This window comes from Pannus brasiliensis CCIBt3594 (assembly GCF_036688125.1).
Taxonomy (GTDB): Bacteria; Cyanobacteriota; Cyanobacteriia; order Cyanobacteriales; family Microcystaceae; genus Pannus; species Pannus brasiliensis.
In genome coordinates this window covers 40,509-65,104 of record NZ_JBAFSM010000002.1, presented here as the reverse complement: position 1 = coordinate 65,104, position 24,596 = coordinate 40,509, and the positions used below count along the sequence as shown (strand labels likewise).

The window sequence follows — 24,596 nt, the reverse complement described above, 5'->3', positions numbered from 1 at the left end:
ATGGCTATCGTTACCCTTCATTCCCTCGACTCCCATCAAGATCTAGCGATCGATCCCGCCTCGATCGGGGGATTGCGGGGCCGCATCACCATCCCCGGCGATAAATCGATCTCCCATCGTTCTCTCATGTTAGGGGCGATCGCCACCGGGGAAACGATCGTCCAAGGATTACTCCTCGGCGAAGATCCCCGCAGTACCGCGGCTTGTTTTCGATCGATGGGCGTGGAGATTTCCGAACTCAACAGCGAGAAAATCGTCATCCAAGGAATCGGTTTAGGTAATCTACAGGAACCGGCCGACATCCTCGACGCGGGCAACTCCGGGACGACGATCCGGTTAATGCTCGGTTTGCTCGCTGGCAGTGTCGATCGCTTTTTCGTCGTCACCGGCGATAGTTCCCTACGTTCGCGGCCCATGTCCCGCGTCGTCAAACCCCTCGAACAGATGGGCGCGAGTATCCGCGGACGGAAAGGAAATACCCTCGCGCCTCTCGCGGTACGCGGGCGGTCCCTGAAACCGATTCACTATCACTCTCCCGTGGCTTCCGCGCAGGTGAAATCCTGTATCCTCCTCGCGGGACTGTTAACCGAGGGCCGAACCACCGTCACCGAACCCGCGTTATCGCGCGATCACAGCGAACGGATGTTACGGGCTTTCGGTGCTAACGTGGAGGTCGATCCGGATACCTGTAGTGTTTCGATCGAGGGCTATCCCACGTTAACCGGGCAGACGGTGATCGTGCCTGGGGATATCAGTTCGGCGGCTTTCTGGTTGGTCGCGGGTTCGATCGTGCCGGATTCGGAGCTAATCATCGAGAACGTGGGCATTAATCCCACCCGGACGGGAATTTTAGAGGTTTTACAGGATATGGGCGCGGATATCGCTCTCGAAAATGAACGTACCGTCACCGGGGAACCCGTGGCGGATCTCCGGGTGAAAACGGCGAAATTAAAAGCGACGACGATCGCCGGCGATATTATCCCGCGTCTCGTGGACGAGATCCCTATCCTCGCGGTGGCGGCGGTTTTCGCGGAAGGAACGACGATTATCAAGGACGCGGCGGAATTACGGGTGAAGGAGAGCGATCGACTGGCGGTAATGGCCGACCAACTCAACCGCATGGGCGCGAGAGTGACCGAACTCCCGGACGGACTGGAAATCACGGGAGGAACGGGCTTACAGGGTGGGGAACTGGACAGTTTCACCGATCACCGCATCGCCATGAGTCTAGCGATCGCCGCCCTCAACGCCAAAAACCCCACCACCATTCATCGAGCGGAGGCGGCCGGTATTTCCTATCCCGAATTCTTTATCACATTAAAGAGCATCTGTCAAGAGTAAGGCGAGAATTTGTTAGGGTTCCTTACAGATCGGGCAGTGCTTGGCGATCAGCGCGGCGGCCGCGGGACGCGCGTGGCGATCGAGATTATCCTGACGCGCTACCCTCATGGGTCGGGTATTCATATCGCGGAGAACGATACTACCCGCAATGACCACTCCGACGCAGATAGCGTAATTTACCATGATTTTCGCATAAAGAGCGAGGGAATTCCCGCGCTTCTCTCGCTTTTTAGGCATATATAGGGTTCCTAGACGAGGGGAAGAAGCGATTCCCGCTCGATCTCTATCCGTTCGTTTCTCGATAACCACGCGATCGCTTTCTCCCGCGAAATTCTCTTTCCAGGGAATAATAACAGGAACTTATCTGAAACCGATATGATATCGATCGCTTTTTCGTCTCGAATGTTTCTGATTTTTGACCTTCTCTCGATCGGTATATTTATTGTTAATTTTTGAGAAGTTAATCAAAAAAAAATAAAAGATTGTTATAGAAAGTCATAAAGGCATTGACTATGTAAAGTTTTTCTGTATCCCGACGAAAATCGATAGCCGTCAACCCAATACAACCGCTAAACAACTCTCGCGTTAAAAGCCGATATCTGATAGCGAAAATCCCCCATCAATACGCGCCTTTTCCGAACAGCACGATCCGCACCGTCTCCACCAAAATATCGAGATCCATATTGAGAGACCAATTATCGATATAGTAAAGATCCAGACGAACCACGTCATTGAAATCATCGAGATCGGAACGTCCGGAAATCTGCCAGAGTCCCGTGATACCGGGTAACACCTGATGGCGGATATGATGCCATCGATCGAACCGTTCCACATCCCGCGCGGGCAGGGGACGCGGCCCCACGAGACTCATCTGACCGAGTAAAACGTTAAATAATTGCGGTAATTCGTCGATACTGGTTTTCCGTAAGAAATGACCGAAACGAATGATCCGCGGGTCGTTTTTCATCTTGAATAACACCCCGTCCGCGCTCTCGTTACACGCTTCCAGTCGCGCTTGCAGTTGCGGCGCGTCCACCACCATCGTGCGGAATTTCCACATCGGGAAAGGTTTTCCCTGTAAACCGATTCTCTCCTGCCGGAAAAAGACCGGCCCCGGAGAGGAGATTTGAATCAGGATGGCGACGACGAGAAAGAGGGGCGATAGAAGAATTAAACCGACGAAAGCGCCGACAAAATCGAGAATCCGTTTGCAACGGTAATCCCATCCCGATAATAAGGGCGTTTCCACTCTAAGAGTCGGTAAACCGGCGACCACTTCCGGGCGACCGCGACGGTAGAGAATCTCGCGACTGGAGGGGAGAAGCCGGAGGACGATGCCCGATCGCCGGAGATGCCAGTACAATCGGGAGGCCAGATCGGTGTTCGGGATGTCGTCGGCTAACACCTCCACCGCTCCCGATTCGGCGATCGCCCTCAATGTTACCGCGGAATTCGCGTGATTAGCGAGCGCGACCCCGACCACCCGATACCGATAGCGTTGTTCCAAGATCCGGACTAATTTCCGCACTTTCACGGCGGGAGCGATCAGAAAAACGGGAACTTTCCCCTTTTCCGTCTTCATTTGCCCGATAATTAACGTCGCTACCAACCGGAAAGCGAGAATGAAAACGATACTGGCAAACCACGCGCTGAAAAAAAGCGATCGGGGGGGATCGAGTTTCGGATCGTAAAAATAACCGAGAACGAGGGAGGAAAGATAAACGAGGCTGATTAATTTGGTCGTTTTCAGGTAATCCTGACTCGATCGCCCCGGATTATACAGACCCCCGTAAACGAACACGAGTACCGTAACGAGAACGAACACCCAGAATAAACTCGGTAAGCCCAGCCATTTCCACCACACCAATTCCGAGGGAAGGGGGGAGAAAAAACGATTCAGAGAGCGCGCGCAGAACCAAGCCCCCGCCAGAGCCAAGATATCGCTGAATAGTAACACGAATAACCGATTGCCCTGTTGACGCGAGCGCTGTATCCAGTGAAATTGCCGGGGCGCTCGAATGTCGGGGAGGAAGGAACGGGGGACGCGGTGCATAGAACGGGTGTCGCGCGTTCTCTGGCCGGACGGAACGCGACTACTCTTAGCTTGCCCAAAAACCCCCGGTAAACAATCGCGCGATCGGCGGTCAGCTTTCAACTTTCAGCTTTTCGCGATCAATTGCTAGTGAATCGTCTTTCGCCGATCGCGGACCGTTTTTTCCCCGTCTCCCCGCCTCCCTCTTCCCCTATCACGTCCACTGGCGGAAAAACGCGCTATCTGGCCGGATATTCCGACGCGCGGTTCGATCGCTTTCCTCTAGCGGCCGCCAACGTCGCGCCACCGCGACATTCGATCGCGACGGTTCGACGGTTTCCGCCGCGATAACGCGACCACGCGCGCGATCGAGAGAGAGGACGTATCCCATCGCCCGTTCCATCCCCGTCAACCCTCCCGGCTGGAAAATTCGCCCGTAAGCCCTTACTTTCAGGAATCCCGAGCCTTTTCCGTCTCCCGGACACGGTAGCGAAAAATTCCCGCGACGCGAGGGGACGGGGATTCGGCCCGATCGCTCCGAGGCTCTACAATAGGATCGAGGTTTATGCAGTCACGGCGATCGAATGATCTATCACATCACCACGGAAAGAGGCTGGCAGATCGCCCGCGAGATGGGCGAATATCGCGCCCAGTCGTTGAAAACCGAAGGATTTATCCATTGTTCGACGCGGGAACAGGTTCCCAAAATCGCCGACGCGTTCTATCGGGATATGCCGAATCTCGTGGTTTTAGGCATCGATAGCGACAAATTGACCGCTTCCCTGCGATGGGAAGCCCCCGCGCACCCCGACGGGGATTCTCTCCCTATGGTAGAAGAATCGGAAACTTTCCCCCACGTTTACGGCCCGATCGATCTAGACTCGGTAGTATCGGTCGTTCCCCTGTCGGAATTCCTCGATCGCTAAAAGTTCGCCGGCGAAGTCCGGACAAAACTTGTTACATTCTGTAAAGAGTTCAAGTTTTTTTAAGATTTATGTCCGGCCTCACCGTCCCCGTTAGCAGTCATCCCGCGGGGGGAACCGAACTCGATCGCTTCGATTGGCGCGAGGTTTGGTATCCCGTCCACTACGTCAAAGATCTCGCTAAAAATCGCCCGACTCCCTTCACCCTACTCGATCGGGATCTCGTGATCTGGTGGGATAAAAATCAAGAATCCTGGCGCGTTTTCGAGGATAAATGTCCCCACCGTCTCGCCCCTCTCTCCGAAGGTCGCGTTAACGAGGCGGGACAGCTTGAATGTCCCTATCACGGCTGGTCTTTCTCCGGCGCGGGTAACTGTGAGTTCATCCCCCAACAGCCGGAGGGAACCCGCGCGGAAACCTCCCGACGCGCTTGCGTGACTTCCTTCGCTACTACCGTCCGGCAGGGACTCCTGTTCGTCTACGCCGGCGATCCGAACAATGCCCCGAATACCAAAGTACCGATTATCGAACCGATGGAGGAAGATCCCGACGGTTGGATCTGTCTGGATACCTTCCGCGATCTGCCCTACGACGCGCTGACGCTCATCGAAAACGTCCTCGATTCCAGTCACATTCCCTACACCCATCACCTGACGATCGGCAACCGCGCCAACGCCGCCCCGGTAGAATTGGAAGTTACCCACAGCGATCGACAGGGATTTACCGGGATCTGGCCGGAGGGGCCGCGTCGCGGTACACTGGGCCAACAATACACCACTTTCGTCGCGCCCGCTTTGATGTGGCACGATCTCACCTCGAAACAGTTCGGACGTACCTTAACCGTCGTCTACGCGACCCCGATCCGTAAGGGAGAATGTCGTCTTTTCGCCCGTTTCCCGTTTAAATTCTCGTCGAATCTGCCGAAATTCTTTTTAAAAATCACGCCGACCTGGTATTCCCACCTGAATCAAAACGGCATTCTCGAAGACGATCAGATCTTTCTCTATTTTCAAGAGCGTTATCTAGAAGAGAGTGGCGGTAGCGAGAATTACGCGAGAGCCTGTTATCTGCCGACGAAAGCGGATCTGTTCGTCTTTGAATTGCGATCGTGGGTGAATCAATATAACGCCGAACCGTTCCCCGGTGTTCCCCTACCCCCGCGAAAACCGAAGGAAGTTCTGCTAGAGCGCTATCATTCACATACTAAAAACTGTGCTAGTTGTCAAGGTGCGTTAATAAACCTTAACCGAATACGGACTCTCCTCGCGGTGGTGACGTTGTTCCTCGGGATTTCTTTACCCCTATTCTCCCTGCTGGTCGATCGATCCGGTCTGGCGATCGTCGCGGTATTAACGGGGGTAGCTTTGATTAGCGCGGGGCTATGGTGGCGACTGGGAGAACTGAAGAAGAAATTTTACATCGGACGGGAGCTATTACCGCGGAATACAGGAAAAAAAGGCTAAAAAATAACGATCGTGATGGCTAATCGTTGGCGTGAAAATCGTGTCCGCATCTCGCGCGCCCTGTAACACGCGGACAGGTTCGATCCCGTCGGGTAGAATAGCCCGCGGTACCGGCGTGATTTCTCCTCCGGGGAATCTCCCATACCGTCCACGCTCCGCGGGAATCGATCGGTGTATCGATCGGGGCTTCCAGTAGCTCGTCTTTTTTCGGGGAATGGGCGCGCGCGCTCGCCTTACGGATGCCGACCCTCTCGCTTTAGCTCCCGCGCGACATCGAGTATCCGGGTTTTGGTTTCGGTTTGTTTCACGAGCCTATATGACCTACTGATAGGTAATAGAGCGAGGGGCGATCGATACTTCTGTTTAGCTGTATAAATAAGCTGAAGCTTCTCGACTAACGGTTGAAAGCCGGGAAAAAGAACAGAAAAAAGGTCGAGGTGTCTATTTCTATTAAGTTCTTAAGACCTTTGTGGAGAGCGTGATCCGAATCACAGTCACGCTCGCCAAATGATTTTAGTATATTTAGTTGTGACTCTAACTATCATTTTAAGGATGAGCGAACCGACTCGATCTAGTGATGCTCGTTTAACTATGCCAGCTAGATCCGATTTTTTGAACGAATCGGCTCGCGAAATCCGGGTAAGCGCGTCTTAACGATCCTTGACAGAGATGCCCGATTATGAGCTAACTATAATTCTTTCTGTATAAGGGTTTCAAGCTTTCCTGCCCCGATTCACGACCTCCGAATTGTTAAGCGATCCAGGTTGGATCCGGGATCGAAATCTCTCGAAAACCGAACGGGGAATCCAATGGGTAAGGGCTGAAAGCTTTATTTTTCGTCACTCGCTCGTTCAGAGCGTATTAAGGCGGGAAAATTTCTAGGTTCTGTTCCTAAATAAGACGCGCTTACCCCGTGTGTGAAATCTAGTTTTTCACACCGATTTTCAGTGAAGGCTAGACGCGATCGGTGATAAAGAAGGGCAGACTCGCTCGCGACACCGATCAGCTAACTATCTAGTTTTAGATTCAATCTGGCATCGTTTAAATTTTTCACTCGTGATTCACGGCCTCGCGTGATTGAAAAAGATTTTCGTCGATCGTATTCAGTCGTATTGTTCCCGAACTGCTTCAGCGAACTAAAAATTTGGAGATTGAATGATGTTTGACCTTCTGACTAGCGCGAATACAACGAACTCGGTTTTCCCTCAAAGTTTCTTGAATTTCCAAAACTCCTCGTGGCAGAATTTATCGCTTCTACCGAATACTGCCTCTCCTTCTAACGGGGGACTGGGAACTTTAACGATCGATAACGCGGGCAACACCCTCGCGACCGCGCGGGCGATCGCCGTCGGCGCGACCCCCACCACCTACAGCGATTTTATCGGTTCGGTGGACACCAACGATTACTACCGTTTCACCCTGGGCGCGACCTCTACCTTCAACCTCGCGTTAACGGGACTGAGCGCGGATGCCGATGTCTCCCTCCTCGACACGAACGGGAACGTGATCGCCGGTTCGTACAACGGCGGTACCACCAACGACAGCATCACACGCCAACTGAGCGCGGGGACTTATTACGCCCGCGTTTATCAATACAGTGGCGACACCAACTACAACCTAGCGCTCTCGGCCACTACCCCCGATAACGCGGGCAACACCCTCGCGACCGCGCGGGCGATCGCCGTCGGCGCGACCCCCACCACCTACAGCGATTTTATCGGTTCGGTGGACACCAACGATTACTACCGTTTCACCCTGGGCGCGACCTCTACCTTCAACCTCGCGTTAACGGGACTGAGCGCGGATGCCGATGTCTCCCTCCTCGACACGAACGGGAACGTGATCGCCGGTTCGTACAACGGCGGTACCACCAACGACAGCATCACACGCCAACTGAGCGCGGGGACTTATTACGCCCGCGTTTATCAATACAGTGGCGACACCAACTACAACCTAGCGCTCTCGGCCACTACCCCCGATAACGCGGGCAACACCCTCGCGACCGCGCGGGCGATCGCCGTCGGCGCGACCCCCACCACCTACATTTCACCCTGGGCGCGACCTCTACCTTCAACCTCGCGTTAACGGGACTGAGCGCGAATGCCGATGTCTCCCTCCTCGACGCGAACGGGAACGTGATCGTCGGTTCGACCAACGGCGGTACCACCAACGACAGCATCACCAGTCAACTGAGCGCGGGGACTTATTACGCCCGCGTTTATCAATTCAGTGGCGATACCAACTACAACCTAGCGCTCTCGGCCACCGTCGTCACCCCTCCCGATAACGCGGGTAACACCCTCGCGACCGCGCGGGCGATCGCCGTCGGCGCGACCCCCACCACCTACAGCGATTTTATCGGTTCGGTGGACACCAACGATTACTACCGTTTCACCCTGGGCGCGACCTCTACCTTCAACCTCGCGTTAACGGGACTGAGCGCGGATGCCGATGTCTCCCTCCTCGACACGAACGGGAACGTGATCGCCGGTTCGTACAACGGCGGTACTACCAACGACAGCATCACCAGTCAACTAAGCGCGGGGACTTATTACGTTCGCGTTTATCAATACAGTGGCGATACCAACTACAACCTAGCGCTCTCGGCCACTACTGTTACCACCCCGCCCCCGACCCCCGGATTTAGCTCGACTTCCGGGTACGGTTTAGTCAATGCCGCCGCCGCCGTAGCCCGGGCGATCGGTCAGTCTACTTTCGCCAACGTCCCCACCTTCGGTGGAGCGAACGACTGGGGGGTGAATCTGGTCAACGCTCCCGAAGCTTGGGCGCGGGGTTATACCGGCCAGGGCATTATTGTCGCGGTACTCGATACCGGTGTCGATCGCAACCACGTTGACTTGAGAGACAATATCTGGACGAATAGCGACGAGATCGCTGGCAATGGCATCGATGATGACGGCAACGGCTACGTCGATGATGTCTACGGTTGGAATTTCGCCAACGGGAATAACAACACCCTGGATTACAACGGTCACGGAACCCACGTTTCCGGAACGATCGCCGGGGCGAACAACGGTATCGGCGTGACCGGTGTCGCCTACAACGCCCGCATCATGCCCGTCCAGGTTTTAGACAGTTCCGGTAGCGGAAGCTATACCAGCGTGGCGCTAGGGATTCGTTACGCGGTCGATAACGGGGCGCGCGTGATCAACATGAGTCTGGGAGGTGGTTCTACCAATAGCGAGGTGCAGTCGGCCCTGCAATACGCCAGTAGCCGGGGCGTGATCGTCGTGATGGCGGCGGGTAACTCCGGGGGCGCCGCACCGGGTTATCCGGCGAACAACGCGACCACTTGGGGACTCGCGATCGGGGCGGTCGATAGTAATAACAATATGGCCTCTTTCTCGAACCGAGCGGGAACCAATTCCTCGATGATGTACGTGACCGCGCCGGGGGTTAACGTGTACTCCACCCTGCCCAACAATTCTTACGGTTCCTACAACGGAACCTCGATGGCGACCCCTCACGTAGCGGGCGTGGTCGCCCTCATGTTACAGGCCAATCCCGCTCTCACGGACGCTCAAGTCCGCGAGATGATTACCGCGACGGCCGGTAACGTGTTACCCCGAGTCTAGACCTCGATCGGGAAACCCGCGAACGATCGATCCCGATCTCTAGAAACGAGAGGGAGGATCGATCGCTCTCGCCTGGTTTGTCCGAATCGTTCGGGGTCGGGATGTCCTCGATCCTTTCCCCGAAAAAAACAATATCTCGCCCGTGAAAGAGCGAGATGCTGGATACGCGATAGCGATCGGTCTCTATACGCTGGCGGCCACCTTCGATTCGGTTCCGACTAATTTCTCGTAGGTCTCGCGCATTTTCAGACCGACGAGGACTTGGAATAGACCCGTTCCGTTGGTAGATCCGGGATAATCTTTGTGTTTGAGCAGTAATTCGGTCATTTCGCCGTAGTATTTCGTACCGGTTTTGCTCAGATGGCTCTCGATGTAGATCATTTCTTCTAGATTATCGAACTGACCGTCGATCTCCAGAATCGAGACTTCATTGCCCAGGAAGTTATCCGGCCCGTAGTAGAGCTTGATACCGGGATAAGCGCAGGTCAGTTTCCGACCGCAGGGGCGCCAATCGATCGTCGAACCCTCATCGAACAGGTAACAGGGTTCAAAGTTTTCAATGCCTTCTTTCTGGATCAGGCGAACCCGTAACAGCTTGCTCTCGTGATCGTCGAGCAGTTGCGTGGGGAGAACCTGGATCACCACGTCCGCGAACTCTCTCTGCGGGTCGATGTAGGCCGAGAAATCCGGTTTCCGGGAGTTGATCGCGGCGAGTACATCCTCGTAGGTGTGACCGCGTTCGGCCATATCCCGTTGGATCTTCCAGTTAATCTTCACCTCGTCGCTGATGTCGAGGTAGACACTGAAATCGAGTAACGAGCGAACTCTCTCATCATATAGAGGGTGGAGACCCTCGATCACGATCACCTTGTTCGGTTCGATGATTTCGGGAGGATCGATCATCCCGGTCTCGTGATTATAAATCGGTTTATTAATCGCCTGACCTTCTTTGAGCGCCTTGATCTGCTCGTACATCAGGTCGAAGTTATTCGCTTTCGGATTGAGCGCGGTGACTCCCTGTACTTTTCTCTGCACGCGATCGAGACAGTGATAGTCGTCCAGACAGATAACCGTCATGAACTCGGCCCCGAATAAATCCGTCAAACGACGTAAAAAGGTCGATTTCCCGCATCCGGAATCCCCGGCTACCCCGATTAAAACCACGCGATCTGGCTTAGTGGCCATAATTTCCCTCTAAATGCAAAACTGATTGTTAACCCATAGTATGTAATTAAACCAAACTCTGGATCTCTGTAATAGCGTTTCATCGCGAATTTTCGGATCGATCGACCCGAACCGATGAGCGGCGAGCGAGTCCCGGTAGGTATTTAATACTAGATACTGATCGAGGATCATACCAGAATGTATCGCGCCTCACAAGTTACTCGGGGATCGATCGAGGTCGGGGGATGGGGAGTTCGGAGTTCGGGGTTCGGAGTGGGAAATCAAGATAGAGAGGAGACAATTTCGGGAAAAAATCGAGAGTTTCGAGAAATTTACTCCCTACTCCTGCCTCCTGCCTTCTGAAAGAAGCGCGCCCCGGCTGGGTTACACTAAAAAACATCGATACCAATTCGATTTAGGAGATACTTCAATGTACACAGCCAGTACCGCCGCGGATAACCGCCTTTTCGTCTACGAGGTAGCCGGATTAAGTCAAAATACCGAAACCGATAGCCTGGATTACTCGATCCGCCAGAGCGGGAGCGTGTTTTTCACCGTTCCCTATAGCCGCATGAGCCAAGAAATGCGCCGGATCTCCCGATTGGGCGGCCGTATCGTTAGTATCAAACCCTTAAACGCGGAAGCGTAATTATTTTCCGCGAAAATGAATCCCGATTTCAAAAAACCTTAATTTTCCTCGATTTCCCCGAACTTTCCGGTTTCGGGGATTCTTTTTGCCCGGAAAAGCGGGCGATCGACTGTTAACAAAGCATAAAAGTGACACCGGTTTAACAGTTTTTAACGATAGACTTGGCCTATGCTCTGTAAGTACCCTAGCGGTGGCCTGTGGTTTTTCGGATAACTCTCGATCCGGCGTAATAGAGAGCCTACCGATGGTAGGCTAAACTATGGAACGATTATCGTGACTAGAGTTGGGAGTTATATCTTAATGTACAGTTCAAGTACCGCGGCTGGAAACCGCCTGTATGTTTACGAGGTGGTGGGTCTAAGTCAAAATGGCAACACGGACAGCTTAGACTACTCGATCCGTCAGAGCGGGAGCGTGTTTTTCACCGTTCCCTACAGCCGCATGAATCAGGAAATGCGCCGGATCAGCCGTTTGGGAGGAAAGATCGTCAGTATCAAGCCTCTCAACGGGATCGCGCCCGTACAAATCAGCGCGGATCGCTCTCCCGCGCCACAGGTCATCGCTGAACCACCGAAAGTTCAAGAGAAGACCCCTGCAAAGGCCATGACTCAAGCGAAAGAAAAAACCGAGATCCCCGTCAATCTTTACCGTCCGAATAACCCGTTCATCGGGAAATGTATCGAGAACTATTCCCTCGTTGGCGAGGGTGGCATCGGGATCGTGCAACATCTAACCTTCGACCTGAGCGCTGGAAATCTCCACTATCTGGAAGGACAGAGTATCGGGATCATCCCCCCCGGAACCGACGCGAACGGGAAACCCCACAAGCTTAGACTGTATTCGATCGCTTCTACCCGTCACGGGGACAAGCTGGACGATAAAACCGTCTCCCTCTGCGTCCGTCAGTTAGAATACCAACACCCCGAAACCAACGAGACCGTCTACGGGGTTTGCTCGACCTACCTCTGCAATTTGGAAGTCGGCGCGGACGTGGCGATCACCGGCCCGGTCGGGAAAGAAATGCTCCTCCCCGAAGACGAGGACGCGACGATTATTATGATGGCGACGGGAACGGGTATCGCTCCTTTCCGCGCTTTCCTCTGGCGGATGTTTAAAGAACAGCACGAGGATTACAAATTCAAAGGACTCGCCTGGTTAATCTTCGGGGTTCCCAAGACCGCGAATATTCTCTATAAAGAAGAACTGGAAAAAATCGCGGCCGAGTTCCCCGATAATTTCCGTCTCACCTACGCGATCAGCCGGGAACAGCAGAACTCCGAGGGCGGTAGAATGTATATCCAACACCGGGTCGCCGAAAACGCGGACGAGATCTGGAATCTCCTGCAAAAACCCAACACCCACGCTTATATGTGCGGACTCAAGGGGATGGAAGACGGTATCGATCAGGCGCTCAGTGGCGCGGCGGCCAAAAATGGCGCGGAATGGTCGGCCTATCAGAAGCAATTGAAGAAAGAGCATCGTTGGCACGTAGAAACCTACTAAGCCGGGAGAAGGCTTTAACATAGAACGGGGTGGGCATCGCCCACCTTTTTTACTGCCGTATCGATTTCCAACATGAGACTTTCTAAGAACCTGTGGCGACTCTCGATCGGGTTATTCCTGTTTTTCCTGCTCGTTCCCGTTGCTTGGGGTCAAATAACGCGTCAAACGGCTATCCTCGACGATCTGGCGCGGGCGGATATCGTGTATATCGGGGAAACGCACGATCGAGCGGAGGATCACGCGGCCCGATTCCAACTCGTCCAACGTCTACAGGCGAAAAATCCCCGCGTGGCGATCGCTTTCGAGATGTTCCAACGTCCCTATCAAGTTTATCTAGATCGATACGTCGCGGGGACGATCGAGGAGACGGAATTACGCGAGAAAACGGAATACGACGATCGCTGGGGTTTCGACTGGGAATTTTACGCGCCGCTTCTCCGTTTCGCCCGAGAGAACAAAATCCCGCTTATCGCCCTGAATACGCCCGCGGAAATCACCCGAAAAGTGGCGCGGGAGGGGCTGGAAAGTCTTACCCCCTCGGAAATGACCTACATCCCCCCGAAGGAGGAAATTAAGACCGATAACGAGGCTTACCGTCAGATGATCCGCGAGGTATACGAACGGCATAGCGGGGGGAACAGTAAGGGATTCGATCGCTTCTTTCTGGCGCAGGTGTTGTGGGACGAGACGATGGCGGATTCGATCGCCGAATTCCATCGCGCGAACCCCGACGATCAGATCCTCGTTCTCGCGGGGAAAGGACATATTATCTACGGGTACGGTATTCCCGATCGGGTGAAACGGAGATTGGGCGATCGGGTGACGGCTCGATCGATTTTTCTGGGATACGACGCGGATTTATGGGAAAAGGGTAAACCCGCGCCCGCGGATTATTATTGGCAGTTGGAAAAGTGAGGGACGGCTTTAAAATAAACCTTCTAATAAGAGGATAAAGGCGACAGCGCCGATCGCCAGTAAAGCGACCGCGGTGAAAACTCCGATCGAGCGCGGGGGACTGTACACGTAATCATCCCGTCGGATTAATTTTAAAGTGGCTTGATGTTCGCGAACCGCGGCGAGCAGGGCGAACATTCCCAGGAGAATAAAACTCATCCCCACCAGACGAACGCTCAGATCGGCGCGAGCGCTACTTCCTAATCGAGTTCTCGTTAACGCGCCGACGATTTTATCGATCCCGAACCCGAAACTGATCATCGCCAGACAGGTGCGAATCCAAGCCATTAGGGTTCTTTCCGCCGCTTGGCGGTTGCGTTCTTTGGCTAGTTCGTTGTTTAGGTTGTACGGTGTTTCGGGGGGGAGTTGCATATAGGGAGGGAGCGATCGAGAGTGAGAATTCATTAACACGGCCATTTAAACAAATTTACTAGAACCTAAAATCGATCGCCCTACCCGAAACCATGAAAAAAGGCGGGCGATCGCCCGCCTAATCCAGTATCATTACAGCGAAACTTAAATCACCGTACCGTCGGGAATCACGGCGTTCTTGAAAATCACGACGATGCCGTTCCGGATATAAAAACCTAGCTCCTCGCGATTGGCTTCCTCGACGCGATCTTTGTTGACGATTAACACGTTAGAACCGATGCGGGCGTTTTTATCGACGATCGCGCGGCGGATCGTCGAACCGGCGCCGATACCCATCGGGATCTGGCCGTTGCGGACTAAACTTTCGCGTTCCGGGAACGACTCGTAAATATCCAAACCCATCAGCATCGTATCCTCGATCGTGCAATTTTTCTCCACCCGAGAGCGGATACCGAGAATCGAGTGATGGATGCGACAATCCTTGAGAATGCACCCCTCCGAGATCATCGACTCGGTAACGGTACAGTTCAACATCTTCGTCGGGGGAAGATAACGCGAACGGGTGTAGATCGGGTATTTCTCGTCGTAGAAACTGAACGGGGGGGTCGGTTGTTGCGTCAGGGCGAGATTGGCCTCGTAGAACGCCTCGATCGTCCCGATATCCTCCCAATAACCTTTAAATAAATACGCTTGGAGATTGTAATCCTTCGACGCGGCGGGGATGATCTCTTTACCGAAATCGGTCTGTTCTTTATTGGCCTCTAGTAGATCGATGAGAACGTCCTTTTTAAAAACATAGATGCCCATCGAGGCGATATAGGGACTCTGCCGCGCCTGATCGGGACTTAAGCCGAGAATCGTCGTATCGACGCGCATCCGTTCCAGGGCCGATCCCTGCGGTTTTTCATAAAAATCGATCACCCGGCCGGAGTCGTCAATTTTCATCACGCCGAAACCGGGGGCGCGCCGTTCGTCGATCGGGACGACCGATAGGGTAATATCGGCGTTAGTTTCCCGGTGGCGCTGGACAAATTGACTGTAATCCATGCGGTAGAGATGATCGCCGGAGAGGATCAGGTATTCATCCACGTCCCAATCCCTCATCATCCACATATACTGTCGTACCGCGTCCGCCGTCCCCTGGAACCACTGCGGATTTTCCATCGTTTGTTGGGCGGCCAACACCTCGACAAACCCCTCGCTAAATCCGGAGAAATTGTAGGTGCGGGTCAGGTGGCGGTTGAGAGAGGCGGAATTATACTGCGTGAGAACGTAAATTTTGACGATCTCGGAATTTATACAATTACTCACGGGAATATCGATCAACCGATATTTACCCGCTAGAGGAACGGCGGGTTTCGCCCGGAGTTTCGTTAACGGGTAGAGACGGGTTCCCGCTCCACCGCCCAATATAATAGCTAAGACTCGTTTCACGCGCGTACCCCTCGCGATTGGCTTGTTTCCTGTCTCAGTCAAGTGTATGACGAGAGCGCGCCGGATCGATAGAGGGGAAACAAAACTCGGAAATCGAAAGTCATCAGTTCCGAATGAATGGAAACCGTTCGAGATAAATTCCCAAAATCATGCGTTTTCGCTACCAAGCTTCCCTAGTTGCCTTTTTCCTCGTTTTTCCCTATTTAGTTCCCGCTACGGCCAAGCTCGATCGCTGTTCTTGGGTCGCGTTCGGCGCGGAGGTACAGAATTTCGGCACGAGAGGACGGGGCGGGGGAGCGGGCAAGGCGGGAAATAACGGGAAAAATAGCGATAGTCTCACTTTATTTCTCGACGGTTCTCCCTTGAAATTGGATTTAAGCGGTCAAAACGGCACCGATGGCGAGAGGGGAACCAACGGGGACGACGGGAGATGCACCGGTCAACCGGAAAACAGTACCCGCGACCTCCAGGCGGCCGGCGGGGGGGATGGTGGAAACGGGGGTAACGGGGGCGATGGCGGTAACGGCGGCCCGCTGACGCTCTACGCCAAGGATCTCGCTCTTTTACAGCAGGTGATGGTGAACGCGTCCGGTGGTAAGGGAGGACAGGGTGGCGAGGGAGGACGGGGAGGAAAGGGCTGTCGCTGTCAGGAACCGTTTTGGACAATTCAAACCTGTAGCGGACGGCCGGGAAGTCCGGATTATCGATGTACGACGCGGGAGTTCCGCTGTCGGGACGGTATCGACGGGACGAGCGGTAATAACGGCCGGCCGGGACGCGATGGATTGTTGGGACAGTTAACGTTAATCCAACTCGATCGCCCCCTGACCGCGGATCAACCGACCGCCAGCGTTCCCCTGTCGGAATTAAAAGAACGCGGCTACATTCTCTCGAAAAATTCCTGGGAAACCCGTACCGGGGCCGCCTCGTTATTCGCGCCGGGTTCGACGATCGACGATCAGTATCGGGTGTTGGTCGATCGGACGGAGCGATCGATGATCCTGATCTGGAACGCGCCCCAGAGTTTCGATCGCTTCGCCGATCAACGTTTCACGCTCTCCCTGAACGATAACAAGGAGATGAAAATCACGCTTCCCCCGGATCTCTGGATCGAGGGAACGACCCAACAGAAAAATAAGGTGACGGAATTCGTCGTTTATAATGCCATTTTCGAGCGGGATGTGACCAAACTCGCGGATCGGGGCATCACGGGCAACGGGAAGAATTTACGCGTTTTTCTGGAAGATACGGCGGATCGATCGAATTTGATCGGTACGAAGTTTTTCGTCCGCTATCGCGTCAGTCGCTGGTCGGGGAACGATCCTCAAATTAGTCCGAGTACCGATTTCGTCACCCGTTACGAGGGAGAGATCCCCCCCGAATTGGTGACACAGGACGGGAATCGTTTTACACTGGCGATCGGACAGTTACCGCTCCCGGCCGAAGCGTCGCGATCGGGAACGGGAGTAGAAATCGAACTAACCGCCACCCGGACTTTCGCCGGCTATTCTAAAGATCAGAAAATCACCCTCCGCGACACGATTAAAGGGGTGAGTCGGTAATTTAGGAGGCGGGAGGCGATCGGGAAAATTGAATAGTTACCTTACTCCCGCGCTCGGTTTTCTTTGCTAGAATCGAGGAAAATCGTCGGGAGGATCGCCATGAGTTTAGAAATTACCGCGGCCGCGATCGCGAAAATTGCCTTTGAAGCGGCGATCGGCAAGTTAACCGAGGGCGCGCTCTCGGGTGGGTTAGAATTATGGAAAAAAATCAAGGGGAAACTGAAGAAAGAACCCGCGGTGGAAACGGCGATCGTGGAAGCGGAACAAATGAAATCCGAGGAGATAGTGCAACAGCGCGTCGTCCCTTTCCTCCAAGTGGAGATGATTAAAGACCCCGAATTCGCGCGGGAGATTCAAACTTTAGCCCAACAGATCCGCCAAGAAATTAGCGCGGGGAATCAGGAAAATATTTCTCTAACGGCGACGGCTCACGATAATAGCACCGTGAAACAGGTAGGGAAAATCGAGGCCGATACGGTGAATTTTTAAACGTTGTTTCACCGTATCGTGATGATTTCACCGATTCGCCTCGAATTTTATTTCAAGGTAAATCAACAATTTTCAGTTCCGTTAATGAATAGGAGTTAATCGAAATGTCTGGAGAAACCGTGACCTATTCCCTAGAAGCTGTCCTAACGAGAATCGAAGGAAAAATAGATAAAATAGACGAGAGACTAACCAAGTTAGAGATCGGACAAACCGAAATGAAGGGAGAGATCAAGGCTCTCGATGAAAGACTCTCGGCGGAAATGAGAGGCTTAACCGAAAGAGTAAAATATCAAGAATTTACGAATCGAGGAATTTTGATCGCTCTCGTGGTCGCTATTCTCGGAGGAGCGGCCAAGGTTCTCGGATTTGTCGGTAATCCTTAAAACCGGGAGATCCAGGAGGGTGGGAAGACCCATCCCCCACTCAACACAACCCCCCTCGGCTGTTGGGTTTCCCGTCGTTCAACCCACCGAATTATCCATAGGAGTTAATCAAAATGTCTGGAGAAACTGTTACCTATTCCCTAGAGGCTGTCCTAACGAGAATTGAGGGAAAAATAGATAAAATAGACGATCGACTAACCAAATTAGAAATCGGACAAACGGAAATAAAGGGAGAGATCAAGGCTCTCGATGAAAGACTATCGGTGGAAATAATAGGAGTTAAGGGAGAGATCAAGGCTCTCGATGAAAGACTATCGGTGGAAATAATAGGAGTTAAGGGAGAGATCAAGGCTCTCGATGAAAGAGGATCGGTAGAAATGAGAGGATTGACGGAAAGAATAAAATATCAAGAATTTACGAATCGGGGAATTTTAATCGCCCTAGTGGTCGCTATTCTCGGAGGGGCGGCCAAGGTTCTCGGATTTGTCGGTAATCCTTAAATAGTTTTAGCCATCTATCATGAACTCGGAACAGGATCGATCGGATATCCATCTATCGGGAACGGCGAAAGATAACGCTAAAATGATTCAAGTTGGCGAAATGAACGCCAACATTATCAACATCGGCGTTCCTGACGAAAAACTTTTACAACGTTTAGAAAATCCCGTTTCTACGGGTTCGGGCGGTATTTATAAAGCGGGAAAACCTCGGAAAAGTCTGGATTATTGGCAGGGAAGAACGGAGGATATCGAGATAATTCACGGCTGGTTACGGGATAAAAATGTTCATTTGATCGGAATCGAGGGCATCGGGGGAATCGGCAAATCGACCCTCACGACGAAGATTTACGAGGAGAGAATTGTCGTAGATCCTTCGGGAAACGAGGGCGAGGATTTATTTCCGCGACGGTTTTGGGGAGAGGTGGGAGGCGCGGAGGGTTTTAGCGGGTTGGCGCGGGATATTTTGCGATCGTTCGGTTATCCAGTTCCGGAGGAAGAGGCGCGATTACAGGATGTTTTAATTCAACGGTTACAGTCGCGGGAGCATTTGATTATTATCGATAATTTAGAAACTTTATTTAACGCAGATGGGAGTTGGAATAATTCATTTTACGAGAGCTTTTTTACCGCTTGGGTAGAACAGGGCGATACGAGTACGATTCTGGTGACGACGCGGGAAAGACCGCGTTTACCCGGCGTTAACCACTGGCATCTCTTAAAAGGTTTGAAACCGTCTGAAGGGGCGGCATTGTTGACAGAATCGAAAATCTCGGGGGATCTAGAGGATTTTTCGAGAGAGGTGGACGGGCATCCTTTACTATTACGATTGGTGGCGGATCTACTCTTGGCGGAATATCCGCGAGAGCCTAGTTTAGAACGGTTAGCGGATTTAGGTTTGGGAAATTTACCGCGACTTTTGACCGATCCGCGGGTGAGGGGAGCGCATCGGAAGGAGACGGTGAGAATCGCTTTAGTGTTGGACGCGAGTATTCATCGACTCTCGGAACAACAGCGGGAATTGTTTCTAAAAACCAGTGTTTATCGGAGGGATTTCGATACAGCCGCGGCGATCGCACTACTCGATCGCACCGATCCGAACCCCTCGGAAATCGAGTCGGATCTACGGGAACTACGACGACGATCGCTCCTAGAAGAAAGCTGGCAAAATCAAAAGCGATCGTTCCGTTTTCAGCCGTTGGTATTGGAATACGCGCGCTATGTAGCGGGAGAGCAAACCGAACTTCATCAGAAAGCCCTTAATTATTATCTTGTCACCGCTAAGGCAAAACCTTGGCAAACTTTAGAAGACGTAAAAGAATATTTAGAAATTTTCTATCATTGGTGTCAGCTAAAAATTTATGACTCTGCTTTCGATATTCTCGATTATATTGATGATTTTCTCACCTTGCAGGGATACTATCAAACGCAAGTCGATTATTACCAGCAGTTAGTCGAGGTTTACACACGACAGGACGATAAAACGAACTGGAAATACCCCGCATCCCTGATAGATTTAGGCAACGCTTACCTTTCCCTGGGACAATACCGGGAAGCGATCGAGTTCTATCAACGGTCTCTGGATATCTTTCGGGAGAGCGGCAATCGACGGGGGGAAGCGAATTCCTGCATGGGTTTAGGCAACGCTTACCGTTCCCTGGGACAATACCGGGAGGCGATCGAGTTCTATCAACGGTCTCTGGATATCTTTCGGGAGAGCGGTGATCGACGGGGGGAAGCGAGTTCCTACATGGGTTTAGGCAACGCTTACCGTTCCCTGGGACAATACCGGGAGGCGATCGAGTATCATCAACGGTCTCTAGCTATCTTTCGGAAATTCGGTGATCGATGGGGGGAAGCGAGTTCCTATGGAAATTTAGGTAACGCTTACCATTTCCTCGGACAATACCGGGAGGCGATCGAGTTCCATCAACAGTCTCTGGCTATCGTTCGGGAGATCGGCGATCGATGGGGAGAAGCGAGTGTTTGGTTTAATCTTGGAATTACCTTCAGCAAACTCGACAGCAAATCGGAAGCGAGAGACGCTTATTTGCGGTCGCGAGAATTGTATCAAGCGATGGGATTAGATGAATATGTCCAACGTTGCGATCATGAAATTCAAGGGTTAAAAAAGAGAAAATTTCCGTTTATTGTCGCTTTCTTTCTCGGTGCGTTCAAGTTTCCCGCGATTGTTCTCGTCGCGCTTATCATGGGGGTGTGGCGATTGTTACGACGTTGGTTAAGGTTGGGATAGATTACCCGTTAACGAGCCAATCTCAACGCGCCAATCCCGAAACAAATCGATCGAAATGGTTTATGGAGGTTTTTATGAAACCGGATTTCGATGCCATGAGCGTGACCGAATTAAAAGCCTACGTTCTCGATCATAAACAGGATACAGAAGCTTTTTATCGATTGGTCGATCGCTTGGAAGCGGAAAATCCCGATTCCCCTTGGTATCCCAGTCCAACCACACCGGAAGGCTTCGCGATCATGGAAAAAGCTCTACAAGAACGGATGAAAAAACGAGAAGAATAATCGTCCGGAGAAATCGGGAGAATAACGCTCGCGAAAAAACTCAGAGAAAAACCTTCAAAATCGCGGTCAAAAAAGAGAGTCTACAGGAAAGCACGGATTTCCATTCTAAATATAATTATCCGTCAAGTCGTCGATTTTTGTCAAGCTCTTTCGAGAAAAAATTGACAATTTAACTAAATTGTTTCGCTATTCCGTAAATCGGGGGAAAAACCTTTTTTCGGGAACGGGATCGATCGCCGGTATTTCCCCTCGATCGGGCCGATCGCCACCTTCCGCCAGAATTATTGAGGAATAATAGCGATAGTCGAATCGGAACCGCCGGGCGATCGATCGGGGGAAAGCCTGATTTCACAAGGATTATCCTGACTTGTCCCGGTATCGATCGCGCGAAATATCCCCGATAGTTAGGAATTATTCGCGATAAACTGTACAATGAGGAATGGCAATCTAGTCAATAGGAAGGAGTAATGTCCGATAAAATCACGAGACGGGTCTTTCTCGGGACGGGAACCGCGGCTCTAGCGGTGGCGGCGGGACAATTGAGTAGAATTAGCCCCGTTTCCGCTCAAAGCAAGGAAATAAACCTCTATTCCTCCCGCCATTACAACACCGATCGCCGGCTGTACGACAACTTCACCCGTCAGACCGGGATCAAGGTAAATCTCATCGAGGGAGAGGCCGATCCCCTGATCGAGCGGATCAAGAGCGAGGGAGCCAATAGCCCCGCGGATATCCTGCTCACCGTGGACGCGGGCCGGTTGTGGCGCGCCGATCAACAGGGAATTTTCGCACCCGTGAACTCGAAAATCCTCCGCGCTCGAATTCCCGCCAACCTCCGCCATCCGAAAGGACACTGGTTCGGTTTCAGTAAGCGTCTCCGTGTAATCATGTACGCCAAAGACCGGGTGAACCCTTCCGAGATAAAATCCTACGTGGATCTAACTAGCCCGAAATGGAAAGGGAAAGTCGTCACCCGATCGTCCAGCAATATTTACAGCCAATCCTTTACCGCGTGGATGATCGATACGCGAGGACAAGCCGCGGCCGAGAAATGGTGTCGCGGTCTGGTCGCGAATTTCGCCCGGCCGCCCCAGGGCAACGATAAAGCGCAGATCGAGGCGGTAGCGGCGGGATTGGCGGATCTGGCGATCGCCAATACCTACTATCTCGCCGGATACGCCGAGGATAAAGATCCCGCGAAACGGGCGATTTATGACAAAGTGGGCGTTATTTTCCCCGATCAGGGGGGACGCGGCACGCACGTCAACATCAGCGGCGGGGGATTGATTAAAACCGCGCCCAATCGGGAGGCCGCGATCCGCTTTTTGGAATATCTCTCCAGTAACGAGGCGCAGAATTTTTTCGCCAAGGGAAATAACGAGTATCCCGTCGTCCGTGGGATCACGCTCGACCCCTACCTCGCCAAACTCGGGCGGGGGAAAGAGGATACCGCGTCGGTCGCGGATTACGGGCCGAATCTAGCCAAAGCCGTACAGGTGATGGATCGCGCGGGTTGGAAATAGTTCCCGCGGGGGGTGGGAGTTTCCCGCCTCCCATCGAGTAATTTAGAAATATTTCGCTTTTAGAGATAAGAATATAGCGATTTTTAGGTTGGATAGCATCGCGGGGTAAGGTTAGGACGATTCAACCAACTCACGGTTTACTTTCGCCGATCGCCCGTTGCCGATTACCTGACGAATTTCTAGAAAAAGTCGCGCTCGATCGAGGGGCGTTACGATTTACTATTGAGAAATTAGAAATTTATTGTCAAATCTCCTCACGATCGCGTGAAATTCTCGCCCTTTTTCCCGCGATAACCCCCGTCCGCCCGATCGTTGAACTTGTTCGATCGGGATTTCATGGTATAGTGAAAACGAGGAAAAACGATCGAGAAATGATTCACTCCCCGGTGACTGTTACCTGATATACGCCTACAAGAAACAAAATTTAACCCGATCGATAATAATCGCTAAATTTGGGCAAACAAGGACAATTTTCGAGCGTTTTCTGCCTCGGTCAGCGAGCTTGGTGCTGAGGAGAGGTCTCTCGGTACGGGGATTAACTTGAAAATCGGCATAGTATCGAGTTTTTGGCCTTTTTCGTTCAATAGTGGTCGTGACCGACGATCTAAACTTCATCTGTCTCTAGGAACATACCTTAAGATAGAGTTATCTTTTTTGACTCTCCCGTCCCGGTGTGATAGATTTTGCCTATCGCTCGAATCTCAGTGTTTTCACGGTAGTGCAAAAATATTGTCACGCCCCGCGCTCTCTCGGATTGGGAGGATATCTCTCAATTCTATCGGTTTTCATATTCTTCAAACTTGGAGCCTTGAAGTATGGCCTACACTATCGCGTCCGCTCCTGAATCCTGCCCCCACCCGATCGGAAAACTCGATCATCCTATCGTTCTCCGTTATCTGGAGTCAATCAATCTAGGTAATTTTTCCGAGGCCGTTCGGTTATTCGATCCGAGGGGAGCATTACAGCCGCCTTTCGAGATTCCGATCGTCGGACAGACTTCCATTCTCGCCTATTTACGAGAGGAATACCGAGACGTGGAGTTAATCCCCGAACGATATAGTTCCGCGGTCGGCTCGAACGGTCGCCTACAAATCACGGTTTTCGGGAAAGCGCGTATCCCCTGGTTCGGTTCTAAGGCCGATATCGACCAGATCTGGCGTTTTTTCTTACTCCCGAACGGCTCGATCTCTCTGTTATCGATCGAGACGCTTCTGGAACCCGAAAAAACCGCGGGCTAATCCTCCCTCACGCTCGCTTGTTCTCGAACCACGTCCGCAACAGTTCCCTAGCCTCGGTTTCTAGAACTCCCGCGATCGTCGGCAAACGATGATTAGAAAAAACACTGTCGGCAAAATTGGCCACGGTGCGAATCACTCCCGTTTTCGGATCGTCCGCGCCGTAAATTAACAGCCCCAACCTGGCCTGAAGGATCGCCCCCGCGCACATCGGGCAGGGTTCGAGGGTGACGTACAGCGTGCAGTCGTTCAGGTGCCAATCGCCTAATACCCGACTCGCCATTTGTAGAGCGAGAATTTCCGCGTGAGCGGTCGGATCGCGGTCTCTTTCCTTGCGATTCGCCGCCCGCGCGATGATCTCGCCGTTTTTATCCGTGATAATCGCCCCGACCGGCACATCCCCGGCTTCCCCGGCCGACCGCGCCAGGAGTAGCGCCTCGCCCATGCGTTGACGGTGGCGGAGATAGGTGGACTCGTCGATAGCGTTCAGATAGTCCCACATTTCAAGCGTTCGATCGAGCGAGGAGGGGATCGAGTTTTCCGGCCCGATCGAGGGCGTAGAGATCGTCACAGCCGCCGACGTGTTGATTATCGATAAAAATCTGGGGAACGCTCCGTTTCCCGCCCGCTCTCTCGCTCATAGACTGGCGCGCGGTCTCGTCCCCGTCGATTTTATACTCGGTGTAGTTCACGCCTTTCCACCCGAGGAGCCATTTCGCGCGGATGCAGTAGGGACAGGTCGCCCAGGTGTAAATCTCGACGTTCGCTTTAATTTTTTCCGGATGACGACCCAAGAGGGAGTTTAATAGATCTAGCATGGTTTTTTGAAAGAGGGATTTTTACTACTACTCTATCTCGATCGAACCGGTAGCCGAAATCATCGCGCCCGGACGAGAATCGAAAATCGATCGCCTTTTAGAATTACATCCCTATTTTTT

The 24,596-nt window shown here is 52.6% G+C and carries 23 protein-coding genes and 1 pseudogene; 16 read left to right on the top strand and 8 right to left on the bottom strand.

Features of this window, described 5'->3' with window-relative positions; genetic code table 11:
• Entirely contained in the window at window positions 1–1,341 is a 1,341-nt protein-coding gene (gene aroA, locus V0288_RS01565; protein ID WP_332863249.1) for a 3-phosphoshikimate 1-carboxyvinyltransferase, read from the top strand.
• Between the two features lie 12 nt (window positions 1,342–1,353).
• Here the strand turns inward: aroA and V0288_RS01560 are convergent, their stop codons facing one another.
• The 3 genes from V0288_RS01560 to V0288_RS01550 form a co-directional block, all read right to left on the bottom strand.
• Window positions 1,354–1,524, bottom strand: a complete 171-nt coding sequence (locus V0288_RS01560) for a hypothetical protein (RefSeq protein ID WP_332863248.1) — start codon at window positions 1,522–1,524, stop codon at window positions 1,354–1,356.
• A gap of 436 nt (window positions 1,525–1,960) precedes the next feature.
• Window positions 1,961–3,496, bottom strand: a complete 1,536-nt coding sequence (locus V0288_RS01555) for a sugar transferase (RefSeq protein ID WP_332863247.1) — start codon at window positions 3,494–3,496, stop codon at window positions 1,961–1,963.
• Window positions 3,497–3,587: 91 nt separating this feature from the next.
• Window positions 3,588–3,785, bottom strand: a complete 198-nt coding sequence (locus V0288_RS01550) for a hypothetical protein (RefSeq protein WP_332863246.1) — start codon at window positions 3,783–3,785, stop codon at window positions 3,588–3,590.
• A 172-nt stretch (window positions 3,786–3,957) separates the two neighbouring features.
• On the opposite strand from V0288_RS01550, the gene V0288_RS01545 reads away from it, so the two are divergent.
• The 4 genes from V0288_RS01545 (at window position 3,958) to V0288_RS01530 (ending at window position 9,355) form a co-directional block, all read left to right on the top strand.
• Window positions 3,958–4,299, top strand: coding sequence for a DUF952 domain-containing protein (locus V0288_RS01545; RefSeq protein WP_332863244.1), 342 nt, complete (start codon window positions 3,958–3,960; stop codon window positions 4,297–4,299).
• Between the two features lie 68 nt (window positions 4,300–4,367).
• Entirely contained in the window at window positions 4,368–5,759 is a 1,392-nt protein-coding gene (locus tag V0288_RS01540) for an aromatic ring-hydroxylating dioxygenase subunit alpha (RefSeq protein WP_332863243.1), read from the top strand.
• A 1,155-nt stretch (window positions 5,760–6,914) separates the two neighbouring features.
• A complete protein-coding gene (locus V0288_RS25255; RefSeq protein ID WP_332863242.1) occupies window positions 6,915–7,844 on the top strand; it encodes a PPC domain-containing protein in 930 nt (309 codons plus the stop codon).
• The gene (locus tag V0288_RS01530; RefSeq protein ID WP_332863366.1) at window positions 7,811–9,355 is read left to right on the top strand and encodes a S8 family serine peptidase; all 1,545 of its coding nucleotides are present in this window, start codon (window positions 7,811–7,813) and stop codon (window positions 9,353–9,355) included. Before V0288_RS25255 ends, V0288_RS01530 begins: the two co-directional genes overlap by 34 nt.
• A 183-nt stretch (window positions 9,356–9,538) precedes the next feature.
• Here the strand turns inward: V0288_RS01530 and V0288_RS01525 are convergent, their stop codons facing one another.
• The gene (locus V0288_RS01525; protein ID WP_332863241.1) at window positions 9,539–10,540 is read right to left on the bottom strand and encodes a phosphoribulokinase; all 1,002 of its coding nucleotides are present in this window, start codon (window positions 10,538–10,540) and stop codon (window positions 9,539–9,541) included.
• A gap of 409 nt (window positions 10,541–10,949) precedes the next feature.
• On the opposite strand from V0288_RS01525, the pseudogene V0288_RS01520 reads away from it, so the two are divergent.
• The 3 genes and pseudogenes from V0288_RS01520 to V0288_RS01510 all read left to right on the top strand — a co-directional run.
• Window positions 10,950–11,165: pseudogene (locus tag V0288_RS01520) on the top strand (phycobilisome linker polypeptide); the annotation flags it as partial.
• Between the two features lie 303 nt (window positions 11,166–11,468).
• On the top strand, window positions 11,469–12,671 hold the full coding sequence (gene petH / locus V0288_RS01515; protein WP_332863239.1) for a ferredoxin--NADP reductase: 1,203 nt from the start codon (window positions 11,469–11,471) through the stop codon (window positions 12,669–12,671).
• A 72-nt stretch (window positions 12,672–12,743) separates the two neighbouring features.
• On the top strand, window positions 12,744–13,586 hold the full coding sequence (locus tag V0288_RS01510; protein ID WP_332863238.1) for a ChaN family lipoprotein: 843 nt from the start codon (window positions 12,744–12,746) through the stop codon (window positions 13,584–13,586).
• Between the two features lie 9 nt (window positions 13,587–13,595).
• On the opposite strand, the gene V0288_RS01505 is transcribed toward V0288_RS01510, so the two are convergent.
• Window positions 13,596–14,042, bottom strand: a complete 447-nt coding sequence (locus V0288_RS01505) for a YidH family protein (RefSeq protein WP_332863237.1) — start codon at window positions 14,040–14,042, stop codon at window positions 13,596–13,598.
• A gap of 99 nt (window positions 14,043–14,141) precedes the next feature.
• Window positions 14,142–15,431, bottom strand: coding sequence for a glucose-1-phosphate adenylyltransferase (locus tag V0288_RS01500; protein ID WP_332863236.1), 1,290 nt, complete (start codon window positions 15,429–15,431; stop codon window positions 14,142–14,144).
• Window positions 15,432–15,580: 149 nt separating this feature from the next.
• On the opposite strand from V0288_RS01500, the gene V0288_RS01495 reads away from it, so the two are divergent.
• From V0288_RS01495 to V0288_RS01460, 8 genes are all read left to right on the top strand, one after another.
• Window positions 15,581–16,993, top strand: coding sequence for a collagen-like protein (locus V0288_RS01495; RefSeq protein WP_332863235.1), 1,413 nt, complete (start codon window positions 15,581–15,583; stop codon window positions 16,991–16,993).
• 99 nt (window positions 16,994–17,092) lie between these two features.
• Window positions 17,093–17,482, top strand: coding sequence for a hypothetical protein (locus V0288_RS01490; protein WP_332863234.1), 390 nt, complete (start codon window positions 17,093–17,095; stop codon window positions 17,480–17,482).
• A 104-nt stretch (window positions 17,483–17,586) separates the two neighbouring features.
• Entirely contained in the window at window positions 17,587–17,865 is a 279-nt protein-coding gene (locus tag V0288_RS01485) for a DUF4164 domain-containing protein (protein WP_332863233.1), read from the top strand.
• Between the two features lie 113 nt (window positions 17,866–17,978).
• On the top strand, window positions 17,979–18,365 hold the full coding sequence (locus tag V0288_RS01480; protein ID WP_332863232.1) for a hypothetical protein: 387 nt from the start codon (window positions 17,979–17,981) through the stop codon (window positions 18,363–18,365).
• Window positions 18,366–18,384: 19 nt separating this feature from the next.
• On the top strand, window positions 18,385–20,616 hold the full coding sequence (locus V0288_RS01475; protein ID WP_332863231.1) for a tetratricopeptide repeat protein: 2,232 nt from the start codon (window positions 18,385–18,387) through the stop codon (window positions 20,614–20,616).
• 74 nt (window positions 20,617–20,690) lie between these two features.
• Window positions 20,691–20,900, top strand: a complete 210-nt coding sequence (locus V0288_RS01470) for a DUF6887 family protein (protein WP_332863230.1) — start codon at window positions 20,691–20,693, stop codon at window positions 20,898–20,900.
• Between the two features lie 467 nt (window positions 20,901–21,367).
• A complete protein-coding gene (locus V0288_RS01465; RefSeq protein ID WP_332863229.1) occupies window positions 21,368–22,423 on the top strand; it encodes a Fe(3+) ABC transporter substrate-binding protein in 1,056 nt (351 codons plus the stop codon).
• Between the two features lie 815 nt (window positions 22,424–23,238).
• The gene (locus V0288_RS01460) at window positions 23,239–23,661 is read left to right on the top strand and encodes a hypothetical protein (RefSeq protein ID WP_332863228.1); all 423 of its coding nucleotides are present in this window, start codon (window positions 23,239–23,241) and stop codon (window positions 23,659–23,661) included.
• A 7-nt stretch (window positions 23,662–23,668) separates the two neighbouring features.
• On the opposite strand, the gene V0288_RS01455 is transcribed toward V0288_RS01460, so the two are convergent.
• Entirely contained in the window at window positions 23,669–24,160 is a 492-nt protein-coding gene (locus V0288_RS01455; RefSeq protein ID WP_332863227.1) for a nucleoside deaminase, read from the bottom strand.
• Window position 24,161: 1 nt separating this feature from the next.
• On the bottom strand, window positions 24,162–24,476 hold the full coding sequence (gene grxC, locus V0288_RS01450) for a glutaredoxin 3 (RefSeq protein WP_332863226.1): 315 nt from the start codon (window positions 24,474–24,476) through the stop codon (window positions 24,162–24,164).
• Window positions 24,477–24,596 lie beyond the last annotated feature (120 nt).

Coding starts and splice junctions, on each gene's coding strand:
- V0288_RS25255 (WP_332863242.1), top strand. CDS start 6,915: ATGATGTTTGACCTTCTGACTAGCGCGAATACAACGAACTCGGTTTTC.
- V0288_RS01525 (WP_332863241.1), bottom strand. CDS start 10,540: ATGGCCACTAAGCCAGATCGCGTGGTTTTAATCGGGGTAGCCGGGGAT.
- V0288_RS01495 (WP_332863235.1), top strand. CDS start 15,581: ATGCGTTTTCGCTACCAAGCTTCCCTAGTTGCCTTTTTCCTCGTTTTT.
- V0288_RS01475 (WP_332863231.1), top strand. CDS start 18,385: ATGAACTCGGAACAGGATCGATCGGATATCCATCTATCGGGAACGGCG.
- petH (WP_332863239.1), top strand. CDS start 11,469: ATGTACAGTTCAAGTACCGCGGCTGGAAACCGCCTGTATGTTTACGAG.
- V0288_RS01460 (WP_332863228.1), top strand. CDS start 23,239: ATGGCCTACACTATCGCGTCCGCTCCTGAATCCTGCCCCCACCCGATC.
- grxC (WP_332863226.1), bottom strand. CDS start 24,476: ATGCTAGATCTATTAAACTCCCTCTTGGGTCGTCATCCGGAAAAAATT.
- V0288_RS01560 (WP_332863248.1), bottom strand. CDS start 1,524: ATGGTAAATTACGCTATCTGCGTCGGAGTGGTCATTGCGGGTAGTATC.
- V0288_RS01485 (WP_332863233.1), top strand. CDS start 17,587: ATGTCTGGAGAAACCGTGACCTATTCCCTAGAAGCTGTCCTAACGAGA.
- V0288_RS01510 (WP_332863238.1), top strand. CDS start 12,744: ATGAGACTTTCTAAGAACCTGTGGCGACTCTCGATCGGGTTATTCCTG.
- V0288_RS01470 (WP_332863230.1), top strand. CDS start 20,691: ATGAAACCGGATTTCGATGCCATGAGCGTGACCGAATTAAAAGCCTAC.
- V0288_RS01505 (WP_332863237.1), bottom strand. CDS start 14,042: ATGGCCGTGTTAATGAATTCTCACTCTCGATCGCTCCCTCCCTATATG.
- V0288_RS01545 (WP_332863244.1), top strand. CDS start 3,958: ATGATCTATCACATCACCACGGAAAGAGGCTGGCAGATCGCCCGCGAG.
- V0288_RS01480 (WP_332863232.1), top strand. CDS start 17,979: ATGTCTGGAGAAACTGTTACCTATTCCCTAGAGGCTGTCCTAACGAGA.
- V0288_RS01455 (WP_332863227.1), bottom strand. CDS start 24,160: ATGTGGGACTATCTGAACGCTATCGACGAGTCCACCTATCTCCGCCAC.
- aroA (WP_332863249.1), top strand. CDS start 1: ATGGCTATCGTTACCCTTCATTCCCTCGACTCCCATCAAGATCTAGCG.
- V0288_RS01490 (WP_332863234.1), top strand. CDS start 17,093: ATGAGTTTAGAAATTACCGCGGCCGCGATCGCGAAAATTGCCTTTGAA.
- V0288_RS01465 (WP_332863229.1), top strand. CDS start 21,368: ATGTCCGATAAAATCACGAGACGGGTCTTTCTCGGGACGGGAACCGCG.
- V0288_RS01540 (WP_332863243.1), top strand. CDS start 4,368: ATGTCCGGCCTCACCGTCCCCGTTAGCAGTCATCCCGCGGGGGGAACC.